The sequence below is a fragment of the Haloprofundus sp. MHR1 genome, assembly GCF_005155585.1.
In the GTDB taxonomy this organism is placed as follows: Archaea; Halobacteriota; Halobacteria; order Halobacteriales; family Haloferacaceae; genus Haloprofundus; species Haloprofundus halophilus.
Genome location: NZ_CP039833.1, coordinates 289,980 through 310,340, shown reverse-complemented (window position 1 = coordinate 310,340; position 20,361 = coordinate 289,980). Strand labels below are relative to the sequence as shown.

The window sequence follows — 20,361 nt, the reverse complement described above, 5'->3', positions numbered from 1 at the left end:
GCTTCCTCCTTGCATCTGTGTGGAACAGGTGAACGAGTCAGCGGATTTGAACACCTCGATTCATAATCAGTCCCATCCGGTTAGAACAGTCCACACCACCTCTCGAGCAGCGAAACGAATCAATCGAAGTTTCATAATCGGCCTCACAACCCGCAAGAGACCGTCTATCCACCGTTCGAGGTGAGAGTATGAAGCCAGTGATAACCCAGACGAGATGTGTGTCCATTCGCCACGAATCGATGTTTCGGTGCCTCTCACAGCAGTTTTCGTGTTCGAGCTGGCCCATTCTCGAACGAACCACAACCTCTAAGATACAAAACCGATAGACGGCGACCGATTATGAGAATTGAAAGTGATTACTAGACGAATCCCCCAGAGACCTCAATCTCTTTCTCTTATCTAAACACGGCTTATATCGACTCTACAAGCCACTTTCGGGCGCGTGGGTTAATTTTGACCCATTCTACGTTTCCTTCTCGATACCTCCTAGAGAGAATTCTCGTCACCACCGTCTGTCCTCTTGCGGTGAACATGACTGAGTATGAACGGCAATAGACAACGAGTGATCCGCGAAAACGACAAATAGAGCGCTCGAAGCACACGATGTCCGATTATGAGAACGCTCCTTAAACGAGTGAGCCGAGACATCTCACCCGCGGCTGTATTCGAGCGCCGGAGACTGTTCGACGAACGTCTGCCCGCCGATCTCGTGCTTTCGGTTCACCGACCGACGACGCCGACCGTCCAGACGCCGAGAGTTCGTTCAGAGTTGTCAGCATAAGTGACACTGCGAACCATTATATGCAAATTTGTGGAGTATATCATATGCACGACTTGAGTGGCTTCCAGAGAGACCTCATGTACGTGATTTCTGGGTTCGACAAACCGTCAGGACAAGAGGTCAAAAAAGAGCTAGAACAGTACGTCGACGGTGAGATCAACCACGGGCGACTCTACCCGAACCTCGACACCCTCGTCAACAAGGGGTACGTGGAGAAAGGGCCGATAGATCGTCGAACGAACTACTACGCGATCACCGAGAAAGGTAGAGAGGCGATTCGCGAGCGGCGTTCGTGGGAAGACCGACACCGGATGGTCGAAGCGTAACTAGAGAGCGCACAACTGGGGGCGCGCTCCCTTCTGAGACCGGCGAGCCTTCGAGATCCTTGCCACTACAGCTATAGATCCATAGCAGAGCATACGCTCGTAGATTAACTCCTTCTCAGCGAACGACCGGTGCTTTGTGCATCCAGAGGTAGGAAACCAGCCACATGAACGAGAGCGTCGATACCCAGAGGCCGATGAGGAAGGCGATATAGAGCGGACTCATTTTTGAGGAAAATTGCGCGTTCTAGCATATCCGTTTTGCTTTCGAGTTCCCGAATACGCTGGCGTGTTCACTGTAGGAGACCACGTTCGTCGAGACGTTCGTAGAAGGTGGCCGCGTCCAGTTTTTCGACGCCTGAAACACCGTCGACGACGACGAGCGGAAGGTAATGCCGATGTTTGTCCGGACGCCATCCGAGTACCTGGTTGCACTCGCAGACGAGACGGACGAACTCTCGGTCGACCGAGGCGGCAACGTCGTCAGGAACGGCAACGTCGTATTGCATCCACGTCTCCGAATCCCGAGAATCGGCGTGAATTCGCTGGTGACAGACCTCGCACATCGGAACGCAGTTCTCTGCCTCCGTGTTCGCTTCTACGCCATCGATGTGGTGGATTCGTATCTGCTCAGTCGTACCGCAGACGGTACACTGCTCGCCAGATACGGCAGGATCGAACTCCCCGATGTTCTCTCGCCCCTCGTGTTTTCGCTCCTGCATACGTTTTCTCGTAAGACATTCTCATAAATTGTAATTAATGTATGGTTCGCTAACTGATTGGTACTGGACCGGTATCTCGTTCCGTCGCCGCGGCACCGGTGGCGTGTATCTATCCCACAAATCCGGGTATTCTGGAGGCGCTTGCGTCGATGTCGGCTTCGGTTCGAGAGAGTTCGTAGACGAGGTATGTTCCTCGAGACCCGCTGAATGTAGAGGGCGTCTCGCCTCGAACGCAACGACCGTACTCCGTAGCTCCGCGGCTGAAGCAGTGAACTTTCGCTCCGAATCCGCGTGACGAGCTCCGGTGCAACCTCTTTGTCTGTAGGTACACTTACTCCTGTATGGGAGGGTTGGCGCGCGTACTCGATGTCACCGTAGCTGTGGCTCGGGCGGCGTACGAGGAGGAAATCAAGTATCCGGCCGGCGCACTGGCCTACTATGCGTTCGTCTCGTTCGTTCCGCTCTCAGTGTTAGTGTTCGCAATCATCGGCGAGAGGCTCGCACTCCAGTTATATACGACGACACCGCAGTTTCTCACAGTCGAAGCCCAGGGGTTGATGTACGACGCGATGACCGAAGTCTCGGGACGGACCGGCGCAGGAGTGTTCGCGATCGTCGTCCTCGCCTGGGGCGGGGCGAACATTGCGACCGGGTTTCTGGCTGTCGTCGAACGCATCGAGAACGCCGCCGAGCGGTCGCTTCGCGTGCAACTTCGCGATGCGGTAACTACGCTCGTCTCGTTCAGCCTCGCGCTCACGATGATCGTCGTCACGAGCGCGGTGTTCGCACTACTGCCGGCCACGCCTCTGCTCGGGGTCGTCGGGTCTGTCGTTCTGCTCGTCGTCCTCACCGGGGCGTTCCTCCCGATGTACTACGTCCCCTCCCGAGCCGTGACGTCGTGGTCGGGGGCAGTTCCCGGTGCCCTCACCGCCGCCGTTGGCTGGTCGGCGCTTCTGTTAGTCATCCACCTGTACGCCATAAACGCAACCCGGTACGCGATTTACGGCGTCCTCAGCGGCATCATCATCATTCTCACGAGCCTCTACGTCGCCGCGTCGATGCTCATGGTCGGCGTCATCGTCAACGCAGTGCTCGCAGGCGAATAATATCCTCTCGTGCACGAAGTTGAGAGATGCTGTAGGCACGTTGAAGGCTAAGATAGCGTAGACTGTAGCCGCCTTCAGCGAGGCGAACTCAACAGTAATGTGGAGTGGTGAGAGGGAAGTCACACCCCCGAATTTCGAAATGAAATCTCTCAAGAAAGAGAGTAGAGAAGGGAGTCTCACACACCGTCTTCGAAATGAATCGGAGGTCTATCTAGTCGTATTTGGGTTTTCGAGGTCTGTGGACGAGGCTTACACGGCTTTCGACGTTTTCAGTATGAATTTCATTTCGAGGAAACAGATGGTTCTCTAGGTGCGTGTGGAAAGAGTGTTTGTGAGCGATTTCATTTCGATTGGTGGGTGGGGGTCGTTTTGGGACGATAGGGAGTTCATTTCGAGTATAGGGTGTTCATTTCGAGATTGACAGGGTCATTCCGACGCTGGTTGGTGTTTCATTTCGAGTGCGGCCCCTTCATTTCGACACAACCCCGTTCATTTCGAAAGAGGTCAATGCAGGTTGGTCAACAAACACACCATCGATGGACACTCCCGGCGAAGATACCTCAAATTCCTCTGACACTGACCAATCCACAGAGTCCGTTGTAGAGAGTATTCTCGACGAGATCGACGCACTCGCTGTTCTCGAGACACTGGAGCAGGACGATGCATTTGACAGCATCGACCGAGAGAAGTCCCGCTCTCTCGCGACACAGTTCCTGTGATAAGTTGATACTCAACAATTACACGTTTAGAGATGAGAAAGTTCCTACACTCACAGACAACTCGACTGATTTTTGACGAAAACTTCAGACTCTGGCAGCCCACTCGAAGAACTCCACTTCGTGAATAAAAAATAATATAACAGGATATACTTTGTAGCCCTCCGTTGCCGGCACACACATATGACTGGCTGTGCGGGTATCGGGACTCGGTGGGCGCTCTCTGGGAGTATTCTGAAGTACTATCTCTACAAGGCGACGAAAGCAGTCGAGTTCTACCGGCCCGTTATGTACCTCTTCTTTCTGGCACAGGGGCTCTCGTTCACCCAAATTGCGATTTTAGAGGCGCTGTACAATCTGACGACGTTGTTCGGGGAGATCCCGACTGGGTACATCGGTGACCGAGTCGGACGGCGCAACAGTCTCCTCATCGGGACGTCGATCATCGCGCTGACGCTTCTCGGTATCGGCCTCTCGAATTCGTTTCTCCCGCTGGCGGGCCTCTACGTCTGCTGGTCGATGGGCTACAACTTTCGCTCGGGCAGCGAAGACGCGTGGCTCTACGACACGCTCACCGACGACCTCTCGGAAGACGAGTTCGCTCGCGTGAGAGGGCGCGGAGAGTCGGTCGCGCTGGCAGTCGGTGCCGGTGCGGCCGTGGTCGGCGGGTATCTCGGCAGCATCGACCTCTCGTACCCGTGGTTCGTCGCTGCCGGCGTGACGAGCATCGGGATCGTCGTACTGCTCTCCCTCGACGATCCGGAGACGTACAAGCGGACGAACTCGGAGGCGCTGAGTCTTCGCCAAACGGTCGGCATCGTCCGTGATGTCCTTACTCGCCGCCAACTCCGGGCGTTCCTCCTGTACTACTACGTTCTGTACGCCGGTGTGACGTACCTCGTGTTCGTCTTCCTCCAGCCGATTTTCGAGACCGTCGTTCTCGACCTCGGGGTCGCTCAGTCACAGGTCGAGAGCCTGCTCGGGTGGTTCTACGCGGCGTACAGTATCGTCGGCGCAGTGCTCAGCTACTACACCGGTACCATCGAGCGGACCGTGGGACTGCGAACGTGGTTTCTCGTTCTGCCGTTTGCCGTCAGCGGTGCGTTGGTCGGGATGTACTTCGTCCCGTTACTGGCGCTTCCGACGTTCCTGTTGATACGAGGGCTCTCGGACGTCACCCGCTCGTTCGCCGGACAGTACATCAACGACCGCATCGAGACGCTCGGCCGCGCCACCGTGCTGAGCGCGATGGCGATGGTCAGCGGGCTGGCGGTCGTCCCGTTCCAACTCGGGAGTGGGGTTATCTCTGATACGGTCTCGCCGCTGTTCGCACTCGCCGTCGGTGGCGTCGTACTCGCCGGGGGCTCGGGCGTCATCCTCCTTTGGCAAGAACCTATCGGCGAGAAACAAGGGTAACTCTCCGGTTTGCGTCCGACGGTACACACGTGAACAAGGGATAGTGGCTTTCGAGCTCCATCCGCTGCATTCAGCACGGGGCTTCCGGTAGAGACGATGAAGGATTCAGCGACTACGTCGTATGGAACGCGCGTATCGGGTAGACTGGACAGTGGGAGAAGTCACAAGAGCGACGCATCAACCTCGGAGTCGGTACATCCGTTCCATCTCTCGGAACTGTGAGAGCAGCCCGGATTCTTCGTACACCCTGAAAATGTATCGCGGGACGTCTCTCTCGGTAGTGCGGGCCATGAAGGGTTCGCCCCAGAAACTCAAGAGGGCCTGCGACTCCCCGGAGACGTGATCGGTGATGATGAAGGAGACGCTCTCGTCGAGGTCGTACCAAAGCGGGTCTTCGACGGTGTCGTGACCCTCGCACGCCGCTACTTTGGGTTCGACGTGTGCCCTCCAGTTCTCCCGCTCGCTCTCGTCGAGGACGAACTGGATCGAGTCCACGTTGGGGTTCTCGATCGCGGGTCGAAGCAGCGCATCGAACAGACTCTGCGGTCGGAACATCAGCAAGCAGACGTGAAACCAGACCATGTCGCCGCTCGCGTTCCGTCCGAACCGAGCACTTTCCGAGCGGAGCGACTCGGGGCCGATCAGTTCGACGCTCGGGGCGGGAAGCGCCCCCCGAACGTCGCGGACGAGATTTTCGGTCCGTTCGACCGAAGTAGCGATCTCTTCGGTCTGCTCTTCGCGCCGAAGGTCCCGGATGAACAGCAACGAGAGGAGAACCAGCGTGATCATCACCAGTACGCCCTCCTCGATGATGTGCAAGAAGTGGAGGACGAGCGCGAGAACGGCGGCGATCAACCCCGCGACGGCCTCCCACTCGATTGACCGAATCCGATGTCGAAGCCTCATATCACTGTACTCGGTCGCATCGGGTGAAATACTAGGTATTGGATAATCTACACATAGACTACCGCCGAATCCGTCGTGGCCGTTTTGTACACGAACCGAATGTGTCTTTCTAACGATACTCATGGATCCTAAACGATTAGCCACACCGCTAATACTCGAAAAGCGACTACACAGTAGTGGCGAGTGACTCCCAGCAACTGCTCGCCGATGAGGCACCCCAGAAGGTGGTGTGTCAGATCAGAGAGAACGCGGTGGTGTGTCAGAACCTACGTCTTCTCTCGGGGGAGGTTCGTACGTAGCTATCGATCGGGGAGTTGGCGGTCGGAGAGTGGCGGTTGAGGAGTGTCGGTCGGAGAGCTGGCGGCTGAGGAGCTAGCGGCCGAAAGTGCATTACTGCGAGCGTGCTGAACGCCGCGCGAAATCGTCCGATGGAATTCCGTTCACTCCCTTCGACCGACGACACACCCTCCAACTGCGGAGGATTTATCCGGCAGTATCGCGAGAAACTAAAGTAGTGAGCGACGTACAGTTAACCGACGCACTTCGGGAGACCCTCGCTCTCCTCGAAGCGGGAGGGGCACCCGTGACGACGACCGAGATCGCAGACCGAACCGGCCTCGGCCGTCGTAGCGCCTACGAGCGCCTCGAACGCCTCGTCGATCGCGGTCGACTCGAAACGAAGAAAGTCGGCGGCAATGGACGCGTCTGGTGGCAGCCGGTCCCGGACGAACGAACGTCCACGGCGGAATCGGACACATCGGACGCCGAGTTTCGCTCGCTCGTCGAGGCGACCGAGGAGTACGCTATCTTCATGCTCGACCCGGACGGACGCGTCCGGACGTGGAACTCAGGTGCCGAACAGATCAAGGGCTACACGGCCGACGAGATCGTCGGCGAACACTTCTCGACGTTCTATACCGACGACGAGCGCGCGGCCGGTGTCCCGGAGGCGAACCTCGAAAAGGCCGCACGTGACGGCTCGGTAGAAGACGAGGGGTGGCGGGTCCGAGCCGACGGGTCGACGTTCTGGGCGAACGTGACAATCTCCGCGATTCGAAACGACGACGGCACGCTCGAGGGGTACACCAAAGTCACCCGGGACATGACCAACCGACGGGAGTACGAACGTCGCCTCGAGACGCAGACGGAGCGTGTCAAACGCCAGCGCGACGAACTCGAAACCGAACTCGACGAGGTGTTCGAGCGCATCTCGGACGGGTTCTACGCGCTCGACGACGAGTTGAGGTTCAGGTATCTGAACGATCAGGCGATGGAGACGCTGGGCGTAGACGAGTCCGCCATCGGTGCAGATATCCGCGACGAAGCCGTCTCCACGGCCCCCCTCGAAGACGCGCTGTACGAAGCCCTCGAAACGCAGGACTCCGTGATTTTCGAGGAGTACTACGAGCCGGCCGGCAGGTGGTTCTACAACGCCATCTACCCATCGGATACGGGCCTATCGGTCTATTTCCGAGACATCACACAGAAGAAAGAACGCGAGCGGGAGCTCGCACGCTTCGAGCGCGCGGTCGAAGCTACAGGTCACGCGATATACATGACCGGCCCCGGCGGCGAGATTACGTACGTCAACCCGGCGTTCGAAGAGACCACGGGCTACGCGGCCGAGGAGGCGGTGGGAGAGACGCCGAGCATCCTCCAGTCGGGCGAACACACCGACGACTACTACGAACGGCTCTGGAAGACGGTCCGGGCCGGCGAAGTGTGGGAAGAAGAGATTATCGACCAGCGAAAGGACGAAGCGTTGTACTACGCCGAGCAGACGATCGCGCCCGTGACCGACGAGCACGGCGAGATCGACCGATTCGTCGCCGTTCAGAACGATATCACGGAGCGGAAGACGCGCGAACGGCAGTTCTCGACGTTGATCGACAACGTCCCCGGGATGGTCTATCGGTGCCGTAACGAACAGGGTTGGCCGATGGAGTTCGTCAGCGACGCTTGTCGGGAGATAACCGGGTACAAAGCCGAAACGCTCGAATCCGATGCCGTCTCCTGGGGGGACGACGTCATGGACCAGACGGAGAACCCGAATCTGTGGGAGCAGATCCACGAAGCCGCGGCCGACGGCGAATCGTTCTCCGTGACCTACCGAATCGAGACGGCCAACGGCGAGAGCCGGTGGGTCAGGGACTTTGGGCGCGGCGTCTTCGACGACAACGGCAACTTCGTCGATATCGAGGGGGTCATCACCGACGTCACCGACCGCAAGGAGCGCGAACGCGAACTCGAACGCCGCGCCAATCAGCAGCAGACCGTGGCCGACCTCGGACAGTTCGCGCTCGAAAACGACGACCTCGACGAACTCATGGACCGAGCGTCGCGCCAGGTGGCGGACGCTCTTGACAACGAGTACTGCAAGGTGCTCGACCTCGACTCGCACGCCGAAGAACTGTTGCTCCGTCAAGGCGTCGGCTGGCGCGACGGCATCGTCGGCGAGGCTAGGGTATCAGCCACCGAATCGGACTCCCAGGCGGCGTACACGCTGGCGAACGACGACCCGATTGTCGTCGAAGACCTCGAGACGGACCCGCGCTTCGACGGCCCCGAGTTGCTGCGGAGCCACGACGTCCGAAGCGGTCTCAGCACCGTCATCGGCCCGTTCGACGAGCCGTGGGGAATCCTCGGCACCCACGACACCGAGAAACGGGAGTACTCCGAGGAGGACGTGACCTTCGTCCAGAGTATCGCGAACGTTCTCGCGGAGGCGATCGAGCGCCGCCAGTACCAGCAGGAACTCGAACAGCTAGTCGCCGACCTCGAAGAGTCCAACGAGCGGCTCGAACAGTTCGCCTACGCCGCCTCCCACGACCTCCAGGAACCGCTCCGGATGGTATCGAGTTACCTGCAACTGCTCGAGCGTCGCCACGGTGACGCGTTCGACGAAGACGCCGAGGAGTTCCTCGCGTTCGCCGTCGACGGTGCCGACCGCATGCGCGCGATGATCGAGGGGTTGCTCCAGTACTCGCGCATCGAGACGTCGGGCGACCCGCTCGAACCGACCGATCTCGATTCAGTTCTCGACGAGGTCCTCGAAGACCTGCAGTTACGGATCGAAGAAAGCGACGCCGACGTGACGTCCGACCCGCTCCCTCGAGTCGAGGGTGACGCAAGCCAGCTCCGGCAGGTGTTCCAGAACCTGCTCGACAACGCGATTGAATACAGCGGTGACGAACCCCCGCGCGTTCACATCTCGGCCGAGAGAGCGGGAGACGAGTGGGCCGTCTCGGTGCACGACGAAGGAATCGGTATCGACCCCGACGACACGGATCGTATTTTCGAGGTCTTCAACCGACTTCACACCCACGAGGAGTACGATGGGACCGGCATCGGACTCGCGGTCTGTCAGCGGATCATCGAGCGCCACGGCGGTGATATCTGGGCCGACTCGGACCCCGGCGAGGGAGCGACGTTCTCGTTTACGGTCCCCGACGCGTAGCGCGTCACAGCGGATTCGAGGTTGAGGCCCACGACGTTAGATGCGAGGTTGAGGTCCACGACTGCAGTCGCGAGTCACCGGAGCTCCCGGTATCGTCTCGACCACCGCGGAATCGACCGTCGATACAGGACGACGCCGGCGATTGCGAGGACGGCCCCGCCACCCCCGAGTGCGACCACGCTACCGAGAGACAGCGGTGCGAGTGCAAACCCGACGACGAGAATCGGAACCAGCGGGAACATCAGTGCGACACCGAAGACCGCAAACAGGGCAGTGTCGAAGAGAAACTCGTTCGGGGAGAGTCCCGTCAGATACACCGTAACCCCGAAGATGTAGCACGCGACACCGACGAGCAACACGGCTCCGACGACTGCGTCGAGATACTGACTCCCGCGCCAGCCGAGCGCGAGCGCATAAAACGCGAGTCCGACAGATGGACCGAGCAGGAGAAACGCCCGGAACTTCGCCTCGAAGACGGCGGGAACGGACACGGGATGGACGAGGTACGAGTCGAGGTCGTCAGACTGTGTGAGCCAGTTGTACGTCGTAAACCCCGAGAGCCCCAGAATCGCGCCGAACGAAACGCCGACAGACGGCGAGACGCCGGTGATCTGGCCGGCGAAATCGACGAGACTGACGGTGACGCCGAAGAGAACTGCCGCCGAAAAGAACACCTTCCAGAATCCGCCGGCACTGCGGTGTACGTCGAGGAGCGTCTTCGTCGCGAGCGGATCTCCGATACGACGCCACCATCGACGAAACGACGGTCCGACAGTGCGGGCCGGACGGGGTGCAGTCGCATCGAACGTAGCGGCTCCGAGAAGAAAGACCGCGAGCACGAGCGTCACCGCCGCACCGATTCGCGAGAGCGTCGGTTCGAGAAACACGCCGTAGGGCGTGTAAGCGGCGACGTCGACGCCGCCGACGGCCGCCGCAGCAACGGCCGCGAGGAGAAGCGCGAGCATCGCGAGACCGGAAGCGCCCCGCCGAGTGAGTCCGAGTCCTGCGATCGTCGCTCCCATCCCGAGAACGAACGTCGCAGTCAGAGTCGTCCACAGGACGAGTGCCGTCTCGCCCGTAGAGACCAACCCCGGAAATCCCCCAGTCTCGAGGGTGACCAACACCGTCCCGAATGTCATCGGCAACAGGAACAATAGCGCGTAGTAGACGACATCCTTCACGACGAAGATGCCGAGCAACCGATGCTGTGAGAGCGGCAGCGTCCGGGCGGTAAAGACCAAGAGCGTCACGTCGCCGAGGAGGTTCTGGAGTGCGTCCCGTCCGACGAAACCTATCGACCCCGTGTGAAGACCGAAGACGAGTGCAAGCGCGTGCAGACCGGCAAACACGGTTTCCGGCTCCGTACCGGTGACGACGAGCAACCACGCCATCCCTGCAGTCAAGAGGGCGACAAACGCCGGGAACAGAGCGAAATGACTCCCGCGAAAGAGGCGGCTGTGCATTCGCCACTCTTCGACGAACATCTCGACGAAGACGCGGCGCATTCGGCCGTCAGTCACCCGCTGGAACACCTCGTTCGACGGTCGCGTCGACGCGGTCTAAGAAAACGTCGAGGAGCGTCTGGTCGGTCGCGAGTTCGGCCGGGCGAACGTCTTCGACGAGCGTCCCGTTGTACACGATCCCCACGCGCGAACACAGCTCCTCGGCCACATCCACGTCGTGCGTCGTGACGACTACCGTGTTGCCGGCATCTCGGTACTCGCGCAGAAAGCGCTTCACCCGCTCCTGGACGATTGGGTCGAGATTGGCCAGCGGCTCGTCGATGAACACGAGCGCAGGCTCGTGGAGGAACGCGCTCGCGATCATGACCTTCTGCTGTTGGCCCCGCGAGAGATCCGTGGACAGTGTGTCGAGTTTCTCCGAGAAACCGAGTCTGTCGGCCCACGTCCGGATTCGCTCGTCTAGCTCGTCGTCAGAAATTCCACGGACTGCACCGACGAACTCGAAGTACTCCCGGGGAGTCATGAAGCTAGGAGGCGACTCCTTTTCGGGAAGGATTCCGACTCGTTCGCGGGCTGCAGTCGGGCGTTCGACCGGGTCGACGTCCAGCACGGTGACGTGACCGCGCTCCGGTGTGAGTCGGCCGGTCAAAATCTCCATCGTCGTGGTCTTGCCGGCCCCGTTTGGACCGAGAAGGCCGAACAGTTCGCCGTCGTCGACGGCGAGGGAGAGCCCGTCGACCGCGGTGACGTCTCCGTACCTCTTGTAGAGCGCTTCGATCTGGATTGCAGTCACGGAAGTCTGGCGACATCATTCTCCCCGAACGTATATAATTAACCGACTATCGTCTCCAAAAATTGTCGACGGGCCGGCCCGGCGTGAACCCGGTTACGGATCGTCCGAAGCGGAAGTCCACGCTTCACTCGTAGGTGACTGACGAGTAGGTGACTGACGAGTAGGTGACTGACGAGTAGGTGACCACCCGGTCGTATTTTTGCCTAAAATAGTAGGTTGATGTTTGTTATCGCTAGACGTTGAATTTCTCTACGGTTGCTGGCTGCCCTACTCTCTACACCGATTCGGTGTGAGAGCGACGATAGGGGACGTTCGAGGGAATACCCGAATACGAGGCCTGAGGGTAGTTCCCCGCCAGCAACCCAGTCAGAGAATCCTCTCGGACGCGTCTCCGCACACGCGTACAGTGACGGCCCGTAGCGACCATTCGACAGCTCGGAGAGTCGAGTGCACCATTTGACGCGAATCCAGGGAAAGTCCGCGTCGTCGGTTCTGGGGCGGTTTCACTCCGTTCGCGACTCCGGAGACCGGTCTACTCGTACAGAGGTTCCCGCTGTCAGAGCGGCGACGGAGACGGCGGTGTCTACCGGTCGGCAACCGTGAAGTTAGCGTTTCCACAGTCCGGACAGTCCTTCGTGCCGACCGGGATGAGTCTCTCGTCTTGCGTGCGTTGACCGAGCACGTACCCGTTGCAGCCCGAACATTGGAGCAAACGACGCTTCATCTCTGTAGAGAGAGCGGGGAGAGAGGATAGCTGTGGTGCGTGAGTATTGAGCGTCGTGAACGGTTGTCTGCGGCCGTCGCCAGGGAGGGTCGTCTTAGAACCGGGCGTATCCGAGAGCCTCGCGTCGTCGGTAGCCGCTCTACCTGACAACGCAGGATACCGTCCGAAACACGTGAATTCGACGTATATACTCCCGGAATTTACGTGCCGTGACTTCACGCCCCTGTGGAGGCCATCGTAGTACACATGATGAAGCCCTCGCAGGATGCGACACCGGATCGGGCGTTCGAGTATCTCTCTGGTGGCTCCCTCGAAACGCTCGTCGCAGACGCGGTGGGTCATCCTCGTCGTCGAGCCGTCCTTGCACACCTCACAGAGCAGCAACGGCCCGTTCTCCTCGAAGACCTCGCCGCGGCGGTCGCGCGCCGAGAGTACGACTCGCCGAGCGACGAGGACGTCAAGGAGGTGCTGACCACACTCTACCATCAGCACCTCCCCAAACTCGCAGCCGCCGACATCGTCGAATACGACGGAGAGGGCGATTGGATTTCGGTCGAGCTCACCGAGGAGGCCACACCGCTGAAGGCCAGCCTCGAAGCGAGCCTCGGCGAGAACGTCACCGAGTATTACACCACCTAGTCGCTCCCACGATTCACGCCACGAGCGTATTCGACAGCGGTAGACCGGTGTATATCTTCCTCGACTACACTCCGCCTCGATGGCGAGTTTTCTAGCCTGTCGGAGACCGAGTTGTCGACAACGCGTCTCAGACTCCAGTAGCGAGGGAGCTTCCGACTGAAGTAGCGCGTGGTCGGTGCAAAAGAACCGAGCCTCAGACGAGACCGCTCATCCGAGGACGTATTCGAGTTTCGGGTACTTCTCGACGAGCGTTTCGCCGCCGACCTCGTGGTTCTCGACGAGCGCGTCGAGGCCGAGGATGCGGCCGGCGCCGAACGCCGCGACGGCGAGGAACACGAGCATGTACGCGAAGTCGCCGTTGATGAGCCCGTGGGCGATGTCCCAGTTACCGAAGTAGAACAGCGCCATCATCGTCGCGCCGAAGAACGCCGCCAGGCGGGTGAGAAGCCCGACGAGGAGTCCGAGCCCGATGAGCAGTTCACCGACGGGTACGGCCACGTCGACGAAGCTGACGAACCAGGGGGTCGTTCCCATCCACGCGAACACGCCGGCGAGGGGGTTCCCGTTCGTCGCGGCGACGTTCGCCAAGTACCCCTGTGCGGCGAACGGCTCGGGTCCGGTGAGCTTCGTCCAGCCCGAGTACAAGAACGCGTAGCCCATCATCAGACGGAGCGCGAGGACGAACCACACGCTGAGGCTGTGTGCGCGGGCGCCGACAGTCAGTCCACCGATGGTGCTTTCGAATCGGTTGGCAGCGGTTATCGTCTTCATAGTACAGTTGAGAAGAGTACCGGTGGGAGTATAAATACGGAATCTGGTTCCCGACTGGTGAGAATCGTCCCGCGTCGTGCAGTTGTCGACGGGGACGAGCTTCGGTGAATCGCGTAGAACAGCCTCGACTCCGCTCGTCGGTGTACGGTACGTCGCCGTATTTTTGAGCGGAAACTACTGCGAGATGGGGAGAGAGCTCACCAATCCAAGTGACTCATATCCTCGGACTCTGAGAGTTCCAGATACGGACGGACAGGACGAATTCCGTCCGAGATGGAGATCAGTTCCTCGTCGGCGTCGTACTCGACCACGTCGGCGCGGATGAGCGCCGAGAGATGGTTGTGGAGTAATCCGACGTAGATTCGGTGATAGTGGTCCATCGTCGGTTCGCCCTCCCAGATGGCGAGCTGCTCGGCTAGCTCACCGAGGTGGATGGCTCCGACTTGCGTGGTCAGATAGTACAGCGCGTACCGACGTCTCTCGTTCGACAGCAGCGAAAAGATCTCCGACGGCGAAAGATTCGGATTGCCATCTGAAGGGTTTGTGTCACTTGTTTTTGTAGTCATGATGTACCTTCTCCGTACCTGCCTACACAGCATACGTCTCCAGTCCTTTCGCCGCCGACTTCAGCAGTGTACAGTAAGAGTCAGAGCCAGTAAACTACATAAGTGTTATGTCCCTCACATGTGTCACAGATGCGGACTCTCTACCGGAGAACTACTGTTCCGAGGTCGGTCATCGAACGGTTGGATGTCACTCTTCGATGAAATCCGGGTCGTACTCGGGTTGTGCTGGCGGCTTTTCGCTGATTTGAATCGACCAATCGGGGAGGTTCGGCGAGTTCAGTGTTATCTGCCACCGCCCTTCGAGCGGTACGCCTCGAGCGAACGCCTCTAGGAGGAGCGTCTCGAGTGACTGCTCGAACTCCCTGAGCGCGGAACTATCGTCTTGCTGTGTGTCCATTATCGTCGGGTATCTGTTTTGGAGCGGCTGTACGGAGGGTCCTCGTCGGTGTCTGTAGAGATTCTGCACCCCTTAAGCGATTGGAAGTATATGAAGACTTCTCTCCCGACGTCGCTCCCGGCCGGAGTTCGAACCGACCCGTCGCCCGAAATATCGCGGATCAGTCCTCCGCGAGCGTCCCTGTAAACGTCCCCTCTCGTGACAATATTATTTCCAATACAGATTGACTGTAACTCATTATCCGGAATAAATTTATTACGTTCCAATCACTCATAGAACATGGCGGCCCCACTCCCACACCGCCACTGAGGCGTCGCACCAGCGAGGACGACGAAACCTACGGGGTCGCCACGAAGGGACGCACCGAGCGACTTGAGGGAAGCGTCAGCATCAGCCGATGTGGAGAATCTGCCCGGTTGATTCTCCATCCACCTTACCCCCTACCATCACCTGTCACCGTCGTCCTCGCGGAGAGGCAGCGTCGTCCGTTGGCACCCCTGACGCTGTCTTTCAGCGGAGAGATAAATAGACGCTTTCAAAATCACCTCCTAAGAGCGTCGCAAATCGATGCAGTCGAGCTAATTCTTCCGACGAAAACTCGGTACCTGCGAGTCGACACTACTCGGAAGTGGATTCGAGCAACACTCAAGTCGCGCGCTGTTGAGAATCTAGGTTGTGCTAGAAGTTGCCACGCCACGCGATTCGACCGAACACCTCGACAACCCATCGTCGTAGGCTACCTTCGACGCCAGAAAAAGGCTAACAGACGACCTAGCTTGGCAATTTCTAGAAGTCACGACAGAAACCGACCGCGCTACGGAAGACACAGATGACTATTGCATCACGCATCACCGGGTCGAGACACACGTTCGACTCGGTTCGAGAAGTACTGGCGAAAGCAAACGAAGAGAAATCCGGAGACCAACTCGCAGGAATCGCAGCAGACTCCGAAGCCGAACGCATCGCTGCGAAGGACGCGCTCGGCTCGCTCTCACTCAAAACACTCCGACAATCGCCTGCTGTTCCATACGAAGACGACGAGGTGACTCGAATCATCGAAGACGGTGTCGACGAGGCTGCGTACGACCGAATCAAAGACTGGACGGTCTCGGAGTTCCGCGAGTTTCTCGTCGACGAACAGACGCGCAAACCCGAGATCGCGCGCATTCGACCGGGATTGACGAGTGAGATGATCGCCGCCGTTGCGAAACTCATGTCGAACATGGACCTGATTCAGGCGGCCTCGAAAATGCAGATCACCGCTCGGTGTAACAACACTATCGGCACCGAGGGGACACTCTCGTTCAGACTTCAGCCGAACGATCCGAGCGACGACGTCGAAAACATCCGTCACTCGATACGGGAAGGTCTCTCCTACGGCGTCGGTGACGCCGTCATCGGTATCAACCCGGTCGAAGACAACACAGAGCGAACAAAGCGACTGCTCGACGTGACGAAGGAGTTCATCGAGACGTGGGACGTTCCGACGCAAAACTGCGTGCTCTCACATCTCACCACGCAGATGGAAGCCGTCCGCGCCGGTGCACGCGCCGACTTGCTGTTTCAGAGTCTCGCGGGAACCGAAGCCGGCAACGGAGGCTTCGGCATCGACGTCGACCTCCTCGACGAGGCCTACGAGTTCGGGAAACAACACTGCACCGCGTCGGGACCAAACATCATGTACTTCGAGACCGGGCAAGGCTCAGAGCTGTCGAGCGATGCACACGCAGGCGTCGACCAAGTCACATTAGAAGCTCGGTGTTACGGGCTCGCCAAGCGCTATGACCCGTTCTTGGTGAACACGGTCGTCGGATTCATCGGTCCAGAGTACCTCTACGACGGAAGACAGGTCATCAGAGCCGGACTCGAGGACGTCTTCATGGGCAAACTGACCGGTATCCCGATGGGCATCGACGCCTGTTATACGAACCACATCCAGGCCGACCAGAACGACATCGAGAACCTCGCCGTCTTACTCACCGCCGCCGGGTCGAACTACTTCATCACCGTCCCGATGGGCGACGATACGATGCTCAACTACCAATCGAACAGCTATCACGACGCTTCGGCGCTGTGGGACATCTTCGACGTGGGTCCCGCTCCAGAGTTCGAAATGTGGCTCGAGTCGATGGGACTCATGAAAGATGGACGGCTGACCGCACGCGCTGGCGACCCAACGCGGTTTCTGGAGGGTACCCGATGAGCGACTCACGTCAACCGGGCGAGAGAGGGCCCACTGACGAGGAGGCGCTCGAACGAATCGTCGATGCGAGCCCGTCTCGACTCGGCGTCGGAAGAAGCGGAACTCGGCCTCGGACGTCGTCGATGCTGTCGTTTCGGGCTGACCACGCCAGAGCCCGCGACGCGGTCTTGACGAAGGTGTCCGACGAGATGGTCGACGAGGTAGACCTAACACCGATTCAGAGCCGAGTCACGGACCAAGACGAATATCTCGCTCGACCTGACTTGGGCCGACAGATCAGCGACGAAACCAAAGCACGTATTCGAGACGAGTGCACGCTGGACCCGGATGTCCAGATTCTCGTCTGTGATGGACTGAGTTCCACGGCGGTTGAGGCGAACGTCCCCGATCTGTTGCCGATGCTCGCAGATGGACTCGAAGAACACGGATTCAAGGTCGGAACGCCACTGTTCGTCAAGTTCGGTCGCGTCGACGTAATGGACACAATCGGTGAAACACTCGGTGCAACGAGCGTCGTGAACCTCATCGGGGAACGCCCTGGACTGAACACGGCCGAGAGTCTGAGTGCCTATCTGGTGTACGACCCAGACCCAGAGAAACCGACGGCGAAGAAATCGGTCATCTCGAACATCCACGCCGATGGGCTTCCAGCGGTCGAAGCGGGCGCACAGATCATAGCCCTCGTCGAGCGAATGCACGAACAGCAGGGCAGTGGCATCGACCTCAACTAAGGCCGAAACGACGTATGACCGAAAATAGCCCTCCGACGCTCACCAGCGTCGGTATCGATATCGGAACGACGACGACGCAGGTCATCGTGAGCGAACTCACGGTCAATCGGTCCGGTATCGGGGCTGTCACCGTCGATATCGGTGAGACGGAACTCGTCTATCGAGGAGCAATCCACGAGACGCCGCTTTTAGATCGACAAACACTCGACACGGACGCAGTCCGCGGACTCGTCGAATCGGAACTCGACGCTGCAGGCTACCCAGCCTCGACGATCGACAGCGGCGCTGTCATCGTCACAGGGGAGTCGTCGTACAAAGAGAACGCTGAGGAACTCGTCACCCACATCGCTACTCGCACCGGAGAGTTCGTCGTCGCAGCAGCAGGCCCCGAACTGGAAGCCGTCTTAGCAGGGAAGGGGTCGGGGGCCGCAGCGTGGGCTACAGAGAGTCAGGAAACAGTGCTCAACGTCGACGTGGGGGGCGGGACGACCAATATGTGTCTGTTTTCGGGCGACGATATCGTCGAGACACGGTGTCTCGACGCCGGTGGCCGACTGCTCCGATTCGACGAGTCGGGACACGTAACGCACATCTCGGAACCTGCGAGACGACTCGTCGATATCCACGATCTCGATATCGACGTTAGTACGCAACCGACCGATGCCGAGTTACGTCGACTCGCAGCCGCGATGGCTGACCTGATATTCGACACGATAGAGGGTCCACCACTGACTTCAGTCACCGACTCTTTCACCATTGGAACGAGTGGGTACTCGGAGAAGACGGTCGACACCGTCGTGTTCAGTGGTGGCGTTGGTCGCCTGATTTCGACGATAGAGAAAGCAGACGAGTGTTCACCGTTCGCGTTCGACGACTTCGGTGTCGTCCTCGCGTCTGCAATTCGACGAGAACTCGACCGGCGGTCACTTCAGGTCCGCCAAGCCGACGAAGACATTAGAGCAACTGTCGTCGGTGTCGGAACCCAAACGGCGTCGTTCAGCGGGACGACGACCCATATCGACGAGTCAGTACTCCCACTTCGGAACCTGCCGGTCGTTGAGGGGCCAGCCATCACCGAGAATCAAGACCCGAACCTCCTCGTCAGTGAGTTACAGCGTTGTTTCGAGCGGGGATGTGAGCTATACGAGAGTGACGAGACGTCGCCGTTCGTACTGTCTCTGCCATCGATTACGCCATTAGATTACGAGCGAATCAAAGCGCTTGCACAGACACTAGACGAGGTGTACAAGCAGTATTTCACGAGCGGGTTCCCCCGAATCGTACTGACGAGACAGAACTGTGCGAAGGCGCTCGGCCAGCAATTACGCTCTGCGTCGAATACGACTGCCCCGCTTATCGTCGTAGACGAAATCGTGGCCTCTGATGGCGATTATCTCGATATCGGCGATCCACTGGAGGGCGGCCAAACAGTCCCCGTCGTCGTGAAATCGCTCGTATTTGGAAGCTGAATACGAGCGACCGTACTGACAGGATTGGGAATTGTGAACCTGGGTTTACCACGCACTTCTCAACCGGAATACATCAACAGAAAGCACTTATCCTCGATACTACAATCGGAGGTATGCGTCGTCGTGCCCTCCTCAGCAGTGTTGGCCTCCTCGTTTCGGGTTGTACTGCCGCTTCTACAGCAAGCGATCAGAACGCATCGTCTGCGACAGAAATCCCAGAATCGACCGAAACCCCCTCCGAACCGACGTGTGAGTCATCGCCGACGACTACACCCGATACACGAGAAAAACCAGCTGATGCAGAGTTCGAGCTCGCTGACCTCCAGGTGACGACAGACACCGATCGCCCTTCTCATCAGTACATCCTCGAGACGTCGGCGTTCTACTCTGCAGACGCGGTCGACCGCGAGGCGTCTCGAACTGACGAAGAACAAGTGGTCGTCGACATCGAGGACGTTGAAGACGAACAAGTGAAAACAGCGATCGAGACGGCAATTTTGGAGGGCGAATGGAAATCACAGACTGTCCCTGAAGGCCTACCTGAGACAATCGAGCGCGTGGACTTCTTTACGGGTGTCTCGAAAGACGATACGTACACGCATATCGGATTGACACTTCACCATCTCGACCCGGATGCACCCCCGGCAATCGAGTTCACCGCCGAGATCGCCGATCGATACGTCGCTCCAGAGAGCCCTGGAGCAATTGACTTCAGTCTCCGAAACCGAAGTCCCAAGACCCAAGAGATATTCTCTGGGACGGTCCCACCGTTCGGGATGCTGTACGCGGAGGCGACAGAAACTAACGAATCGTTCCTCTTGTGGCGCGAATACGAGGATGAAGGCTGTATCAACCGATTTGACGGTGGCTGGTCGTGGTGCGATATCGGAATCCTTTCCGAACTCAAATCCTGTGAGCAGCTCTCCAAAAGGTATGAAATTCTCCCGAGTACAACGGACAGCTACCCCGATGATACTGTGCCGCAGCGTGCAGGCACATACCGAGTTGAAGAGACCGTGAGTTACAGTTTGGATAGCGGTACGCCGAATTCAGTGCTCTCGTTCGAGGTCGAATTCACGCTGGAGCGGATGTCGTAGCTGGTGGCTACCGTTCGAGACAGTAACAACCCAGTCTGCAAGGGATTAGCCGAAATGGAGAATAAGCCATTCTTGCTGAGT

Annotated in this window: 17 protein-coding genes; 10 read left to right on the top strand and 7 right to left on the bottom strand. The window is 58.7% G+C overall.

What is annotated here, in order from left to right:
• Positions 1–825: 825 nt before the first annotated feature.
• On the top strand, positions 826–1,107 hold the full coding sequence (locus tag FCF25_RS01490) for a PadR family transcriptional regulator (protein ID WP_137047067.1): 282 nt from the start codon (positions 826–828) through the stop codon (positions 1,105–1,107).
• 290 nt (positions 1,108–1,397) lie between these two features.
• Here the strand turns inward: FCF25_RS01490 and FCF25_RS01485 are convergent, their stop codons facing one another.
• Positions 1,398–1,826 (bottom strand): HNH endonuclease signature motif containing protein, encoded by a 429-nt coding sequence (locus FCF25_RS01485; protein ID WP_137047066.1) that lies wholly within the window; start codon positions 1,824–1,826, stop codon positions 1,398–1,400.
• 341 nt (positions 1,827–2,167) lie between these two features.
• Between FCF25_RS01485 and FCF25_RS01480 the strand changes: the two genes are divergently transcribed.
• From FCF25_RS01480 to FCF25_RS01470, 3 genes are all read left to right on the top strand, one after another.
• The gene (locus FCF25_RS01480) at positions 2,168–2,932 is read left to right on the top strand and encodes a YihY/virulence factor BrkB family protein (RefSeq protein ID WP_137047065.1); all 765 of its coding nucleotides are present in this window, start codon (positions 2,168–2,170) and stop codon (positions 2,930–2,932) included.
• Between the two features lie 536 nt (positions 2,933–3,468).
• Positions 3,469–3,651 carry an orc1/cdc6 family replication initiation protein gene (locus FCF25_RS01475; RefSeq protein WP_137047064.1) on the top strand — a complete coding sequence of 61 codons (183 nt, stop codon included), beginning with the start codon at positions 3,469–3,471 and terminating at the stop codon, positions 3,649–3,651.
• A 180-nt stretch (positions 3,652–3,831) separates the two neighbouring features.
• Entirely contained in the window at positions 3,832–5,064 is a 1,233-nt protein-coding gene (locus FCF25_RS01470; RefSeq protein WP_137047063.1) for an MFS transporter, read from the top strand.
• 177 nt (positions 5,065–5,241) lie between these two features.
• Here the strand turns inward: FCF25_RS01470 and FCF25_RS01465 are convergent, their stop codons facing one another.
• On the bottom strand, positions 5,242–5,970 hold the full coding sequence (locus tag FCF25_RS01465) for a hypothetical protein (RefSeq protein ID WP_117594443.1): 729 nt from the start codon (positions 5,968–5,970) through the stop codon (positions 5,242–5,244).
• Positions 5,971–6,484: 514 nt separating this feature from the next.
• Here FCF25_RS01465 and FCF25_RS01460 point away from each other — a divergent pair.
• The gene (locus FCF25_RS01460; RefSeq protein WP_137047062.1) at positions 6,485–9,427 is read left to right on the top strand and encodes a PAS domain S-box protein; all 2,943 of its coding nucleotides are present in this window, start codon (positions 6,485–6,487) and stop codon (positions 9,425–9,427) included.
• A 74-nt stretch (positions 9,428–9,501) separates the two neighbouring features.
• Here FCF25_RS01460 and FCF25_RS01455 read toward each other — a convergent pair whose 3' ends face one another.
• Positions 9,502–10,947 carry a hypothetical protein gene (locus FCF25_RS01455; RefSeq protein ID WP_137047061.1) on the bottom strand — a complete coding sequence of 482 codons (1,446 nt, stop codon included), beginning with the start codon at positions 10,945–10,947 and terminating at the stop codon, positions 9,502–9,504.
• Positions 10,940–11,683 carry an ABC transporter ATP-binding protein gene (locus FCF25_RS01450; RefSeq protein WP_137047060.1) on the bottom strand — a complete coding sequence of 248 codons (744 nt, stop codon included), beginning with the start codon at positions 11,681–11,683 and terminating at the stop codon, positions 10,940–10,942. Before FCF25_RS01450 ends, FCF25_RS01455 begins: the two co-directional genes overlap by 8 nt.
• A gap of 949 nt (positions 11,684–12,632) precedes the next feature.
• On the opposite strand from FCF25_RS01450, the gene FCF25_RS01445 reads away from it, so the two are divergent.
• Entirely contained in the window at positions 12,633–13,046 is a 414-nt protein-coding gene (locus tag FCF25_RS01445; RefSeq protein ID WP_168191182.1) for a helix-turn-helix transcriptional regulator, read from the top strand.
• A gap of 207 nt (positions 13,047–13,253) precedes the next feature.
• On the opposite strand, the gene FCF25_RS01440 is transcribed toward FCF25_RS01445, so the two are convergent.
• From FCF25_RS01440 to FCF25_RS01430, 3 genes are all read right to left on the bottom strand, one after another.
• A complete protein-coding gene (locus FCF25_RS01440) occupies positions 13,254–13,817 on the bottom strand; it encodes a DoxX family membrane protein (RefSeq protein WP_117594438.1) in 564 nt (187 codons plus the stop codon).
• Between the two features lie 197 nt (positions 13,818–14,014).
• A complete protein-coding gene (locus tag FCF25_RS01435; protein WP_137047059.1) occupies positions 14,015–14,383 on the bottom strand; it encodes a hypothetical protein in 369 nt (122 codons plus the stop codon).
• Positions 14,384–14,570: 187 nt separating this feature from the next.
• Positions 14,571–14,780 (bottom strand): hypothetical protein, encoded by a 210-nt coding sequence (locus tag FCF25_RS01430; protein WP_137047058.1) that lies wholly within the window; start codon positions 14,778–14,780, stop codon positions 14,571–14,573.
• 829 nt (positions 14,781–15,609) lie between these two features.
• Here FCF25_RS01430 and FCF25_RS01425 point away from each other — a divergent pair.
• From FCF25_RS01425 to FCF25_RS01410, 4 genes are all read left to right on the top strand, one after another.
• On the top strand, positions 15,610–16,983 hold the full coding sequence (locus tag FCF25_RS01425) for an ethanolamine ammonia-lyase subunit EutB (RefSeq protein WP_137047057.1): 1,374 nt from the start codon (positions 15,610–15,612) through the stop codon (positions 16,981–16,983).
• The gene (gene eutC, locus FCF25_RS01420) at positions 16,980–17,714 is read left to right on the top strand and encodes an ethanolamine ammonia-lyase subunit EutC (protein ID WP_137049332.1); all 735 of its coding nucleotides are present in this window, start codon (positions 16,980–16,982) and stop codon (positions 17,712–17,714) included. Before FCF25_RS01425 ends, eutC begins: the two co-directional genes overlap by 4 nt.
• A gap of 14 nt (positions 17,715–17,728) precedes the next feature.
• Positions 17,729–19,183 (top strand): ethanolamine ammonia-lyase reactivating factor EutA, encoded by a 1,455-nt coding sequence (locus FCF25_RS01415; RefSeq protein WP_137047056.1) that lies wholly within the window; start codon positions 17,729–17,731, stop codon positions 19,181–19,183.
• Positions 19,184–19,296: 113 nt separating this feature from the next.
• Positions 19,297–20,280, top strand: coding sequence for a hypothetical protein (locus FCF25_RS01410; RefSeq protein WP_137047055.1), 984 nt, complete (start codon positions 19,297–19,299; stop codon positions 20,278–20,280).
• The last annotated feature ends 81 nt before the right edge of the window (positions 20,281–20,361 follow it).

What these genes read in the sequence shown, in the direction of transcription:
- FCF25_RS01410 (WP_137047055.1), top strand. Translation starts at nt 19,297, where the DNA reads ATGCGTCGTCGTGCCCTCCTCAGCAGTGTTGGCCTCCTCGTTTCGGGT.
- FCF25_RS01425 (WP_137047057.1), top strand. Translation starts at nt 15,610, where the DNA reads ATGACTATTGCATCACGCATCACCGGGTCGAGACACACGTTCGACTCG.
- FCF25_RS01415 (WP_137047056.1), top strand. Translation starts at nt 17,729, where the DNA reads ATGACCGAAAATAGCCCTCCGACGCTCACCAGCGTCGGTATCGATATC.
- FCF25_RS01430 (WP_137047058.1), bottom strand. Translation starts at nt 14,780, where the DNA reads ATGGACACACAGCAAGACGATAGTTCCGCGCTCAGGGAGTTCGAGCAG.
- FCF25_RS01435 (WP_137047059.1), bottom strand. Translation starts at nt 14,383, where the DNA reads ATGACTACAAAAACAAGTGACACAAACCCTTCAGATGGCAATCCGAAT.
- FCF25_RS01480 (WP_137047065.1), top strand. Translation starts at nt 2,168, where the DNA reads ATGGGAGGGTTGGCGCGCGTACTCGATGTCACCGTAGCTGTGGCTCGG.
- FCF25_RS01485 (WP_137047066.1), bottom strand. Translation starts at nt 1,826, where the DNA reads ATGCAGGAGCGAAAACACGAGGGGCGAGAGAACATCGGGGAGTTCGAT.
- FCF25_RS01470 (WP_137047063.1), top strand. Translation starts at nt 3,832, where the DNA reads ATGACTGGCTGTGCGGGTATCGGGACTCGGTGGGCGCTCTCTGGGAGT.
- FCF25_RS01465 (WP_117594443.1), bottom strand. Translation starts at nt 5,970, where the DNA reads ATGAGGCTTCGACATCGGATTCGGTCAATCGAGTGGGAGGCCGTCGCG.
- eutC (WP_137049332.1), top strand. Translation starts at nt 16,980, where the DNA reads ATGAGCGACTCACGTCAACCGGGCGAGAGAGGGCCCACTGACGAGGAG.
- FCF25_RS01440 (WP_117594438.1), bottom strand. Translation starts at nt 13,817, where the DNA reads ATGAAGACGATAACCGCTGCCAACCGATTCGAAAGCACCATCGGTGGA.
- FCF25_RS01490 (WP_137047067.1), top strand. Translation starts at nt 826, where the DNA reads ATGCACGACTTGAGTGGCTTCCAGAGAGACCTCATGTACGTGATTTCT.
- FCF25_RS01475 (WP_137047064.1), top strand. Translation starts at nt 3,469, where the DNA reads ATGGACACTCCCGGCGAAGATACCTCAAATTCCTCTGACACTGACCAA.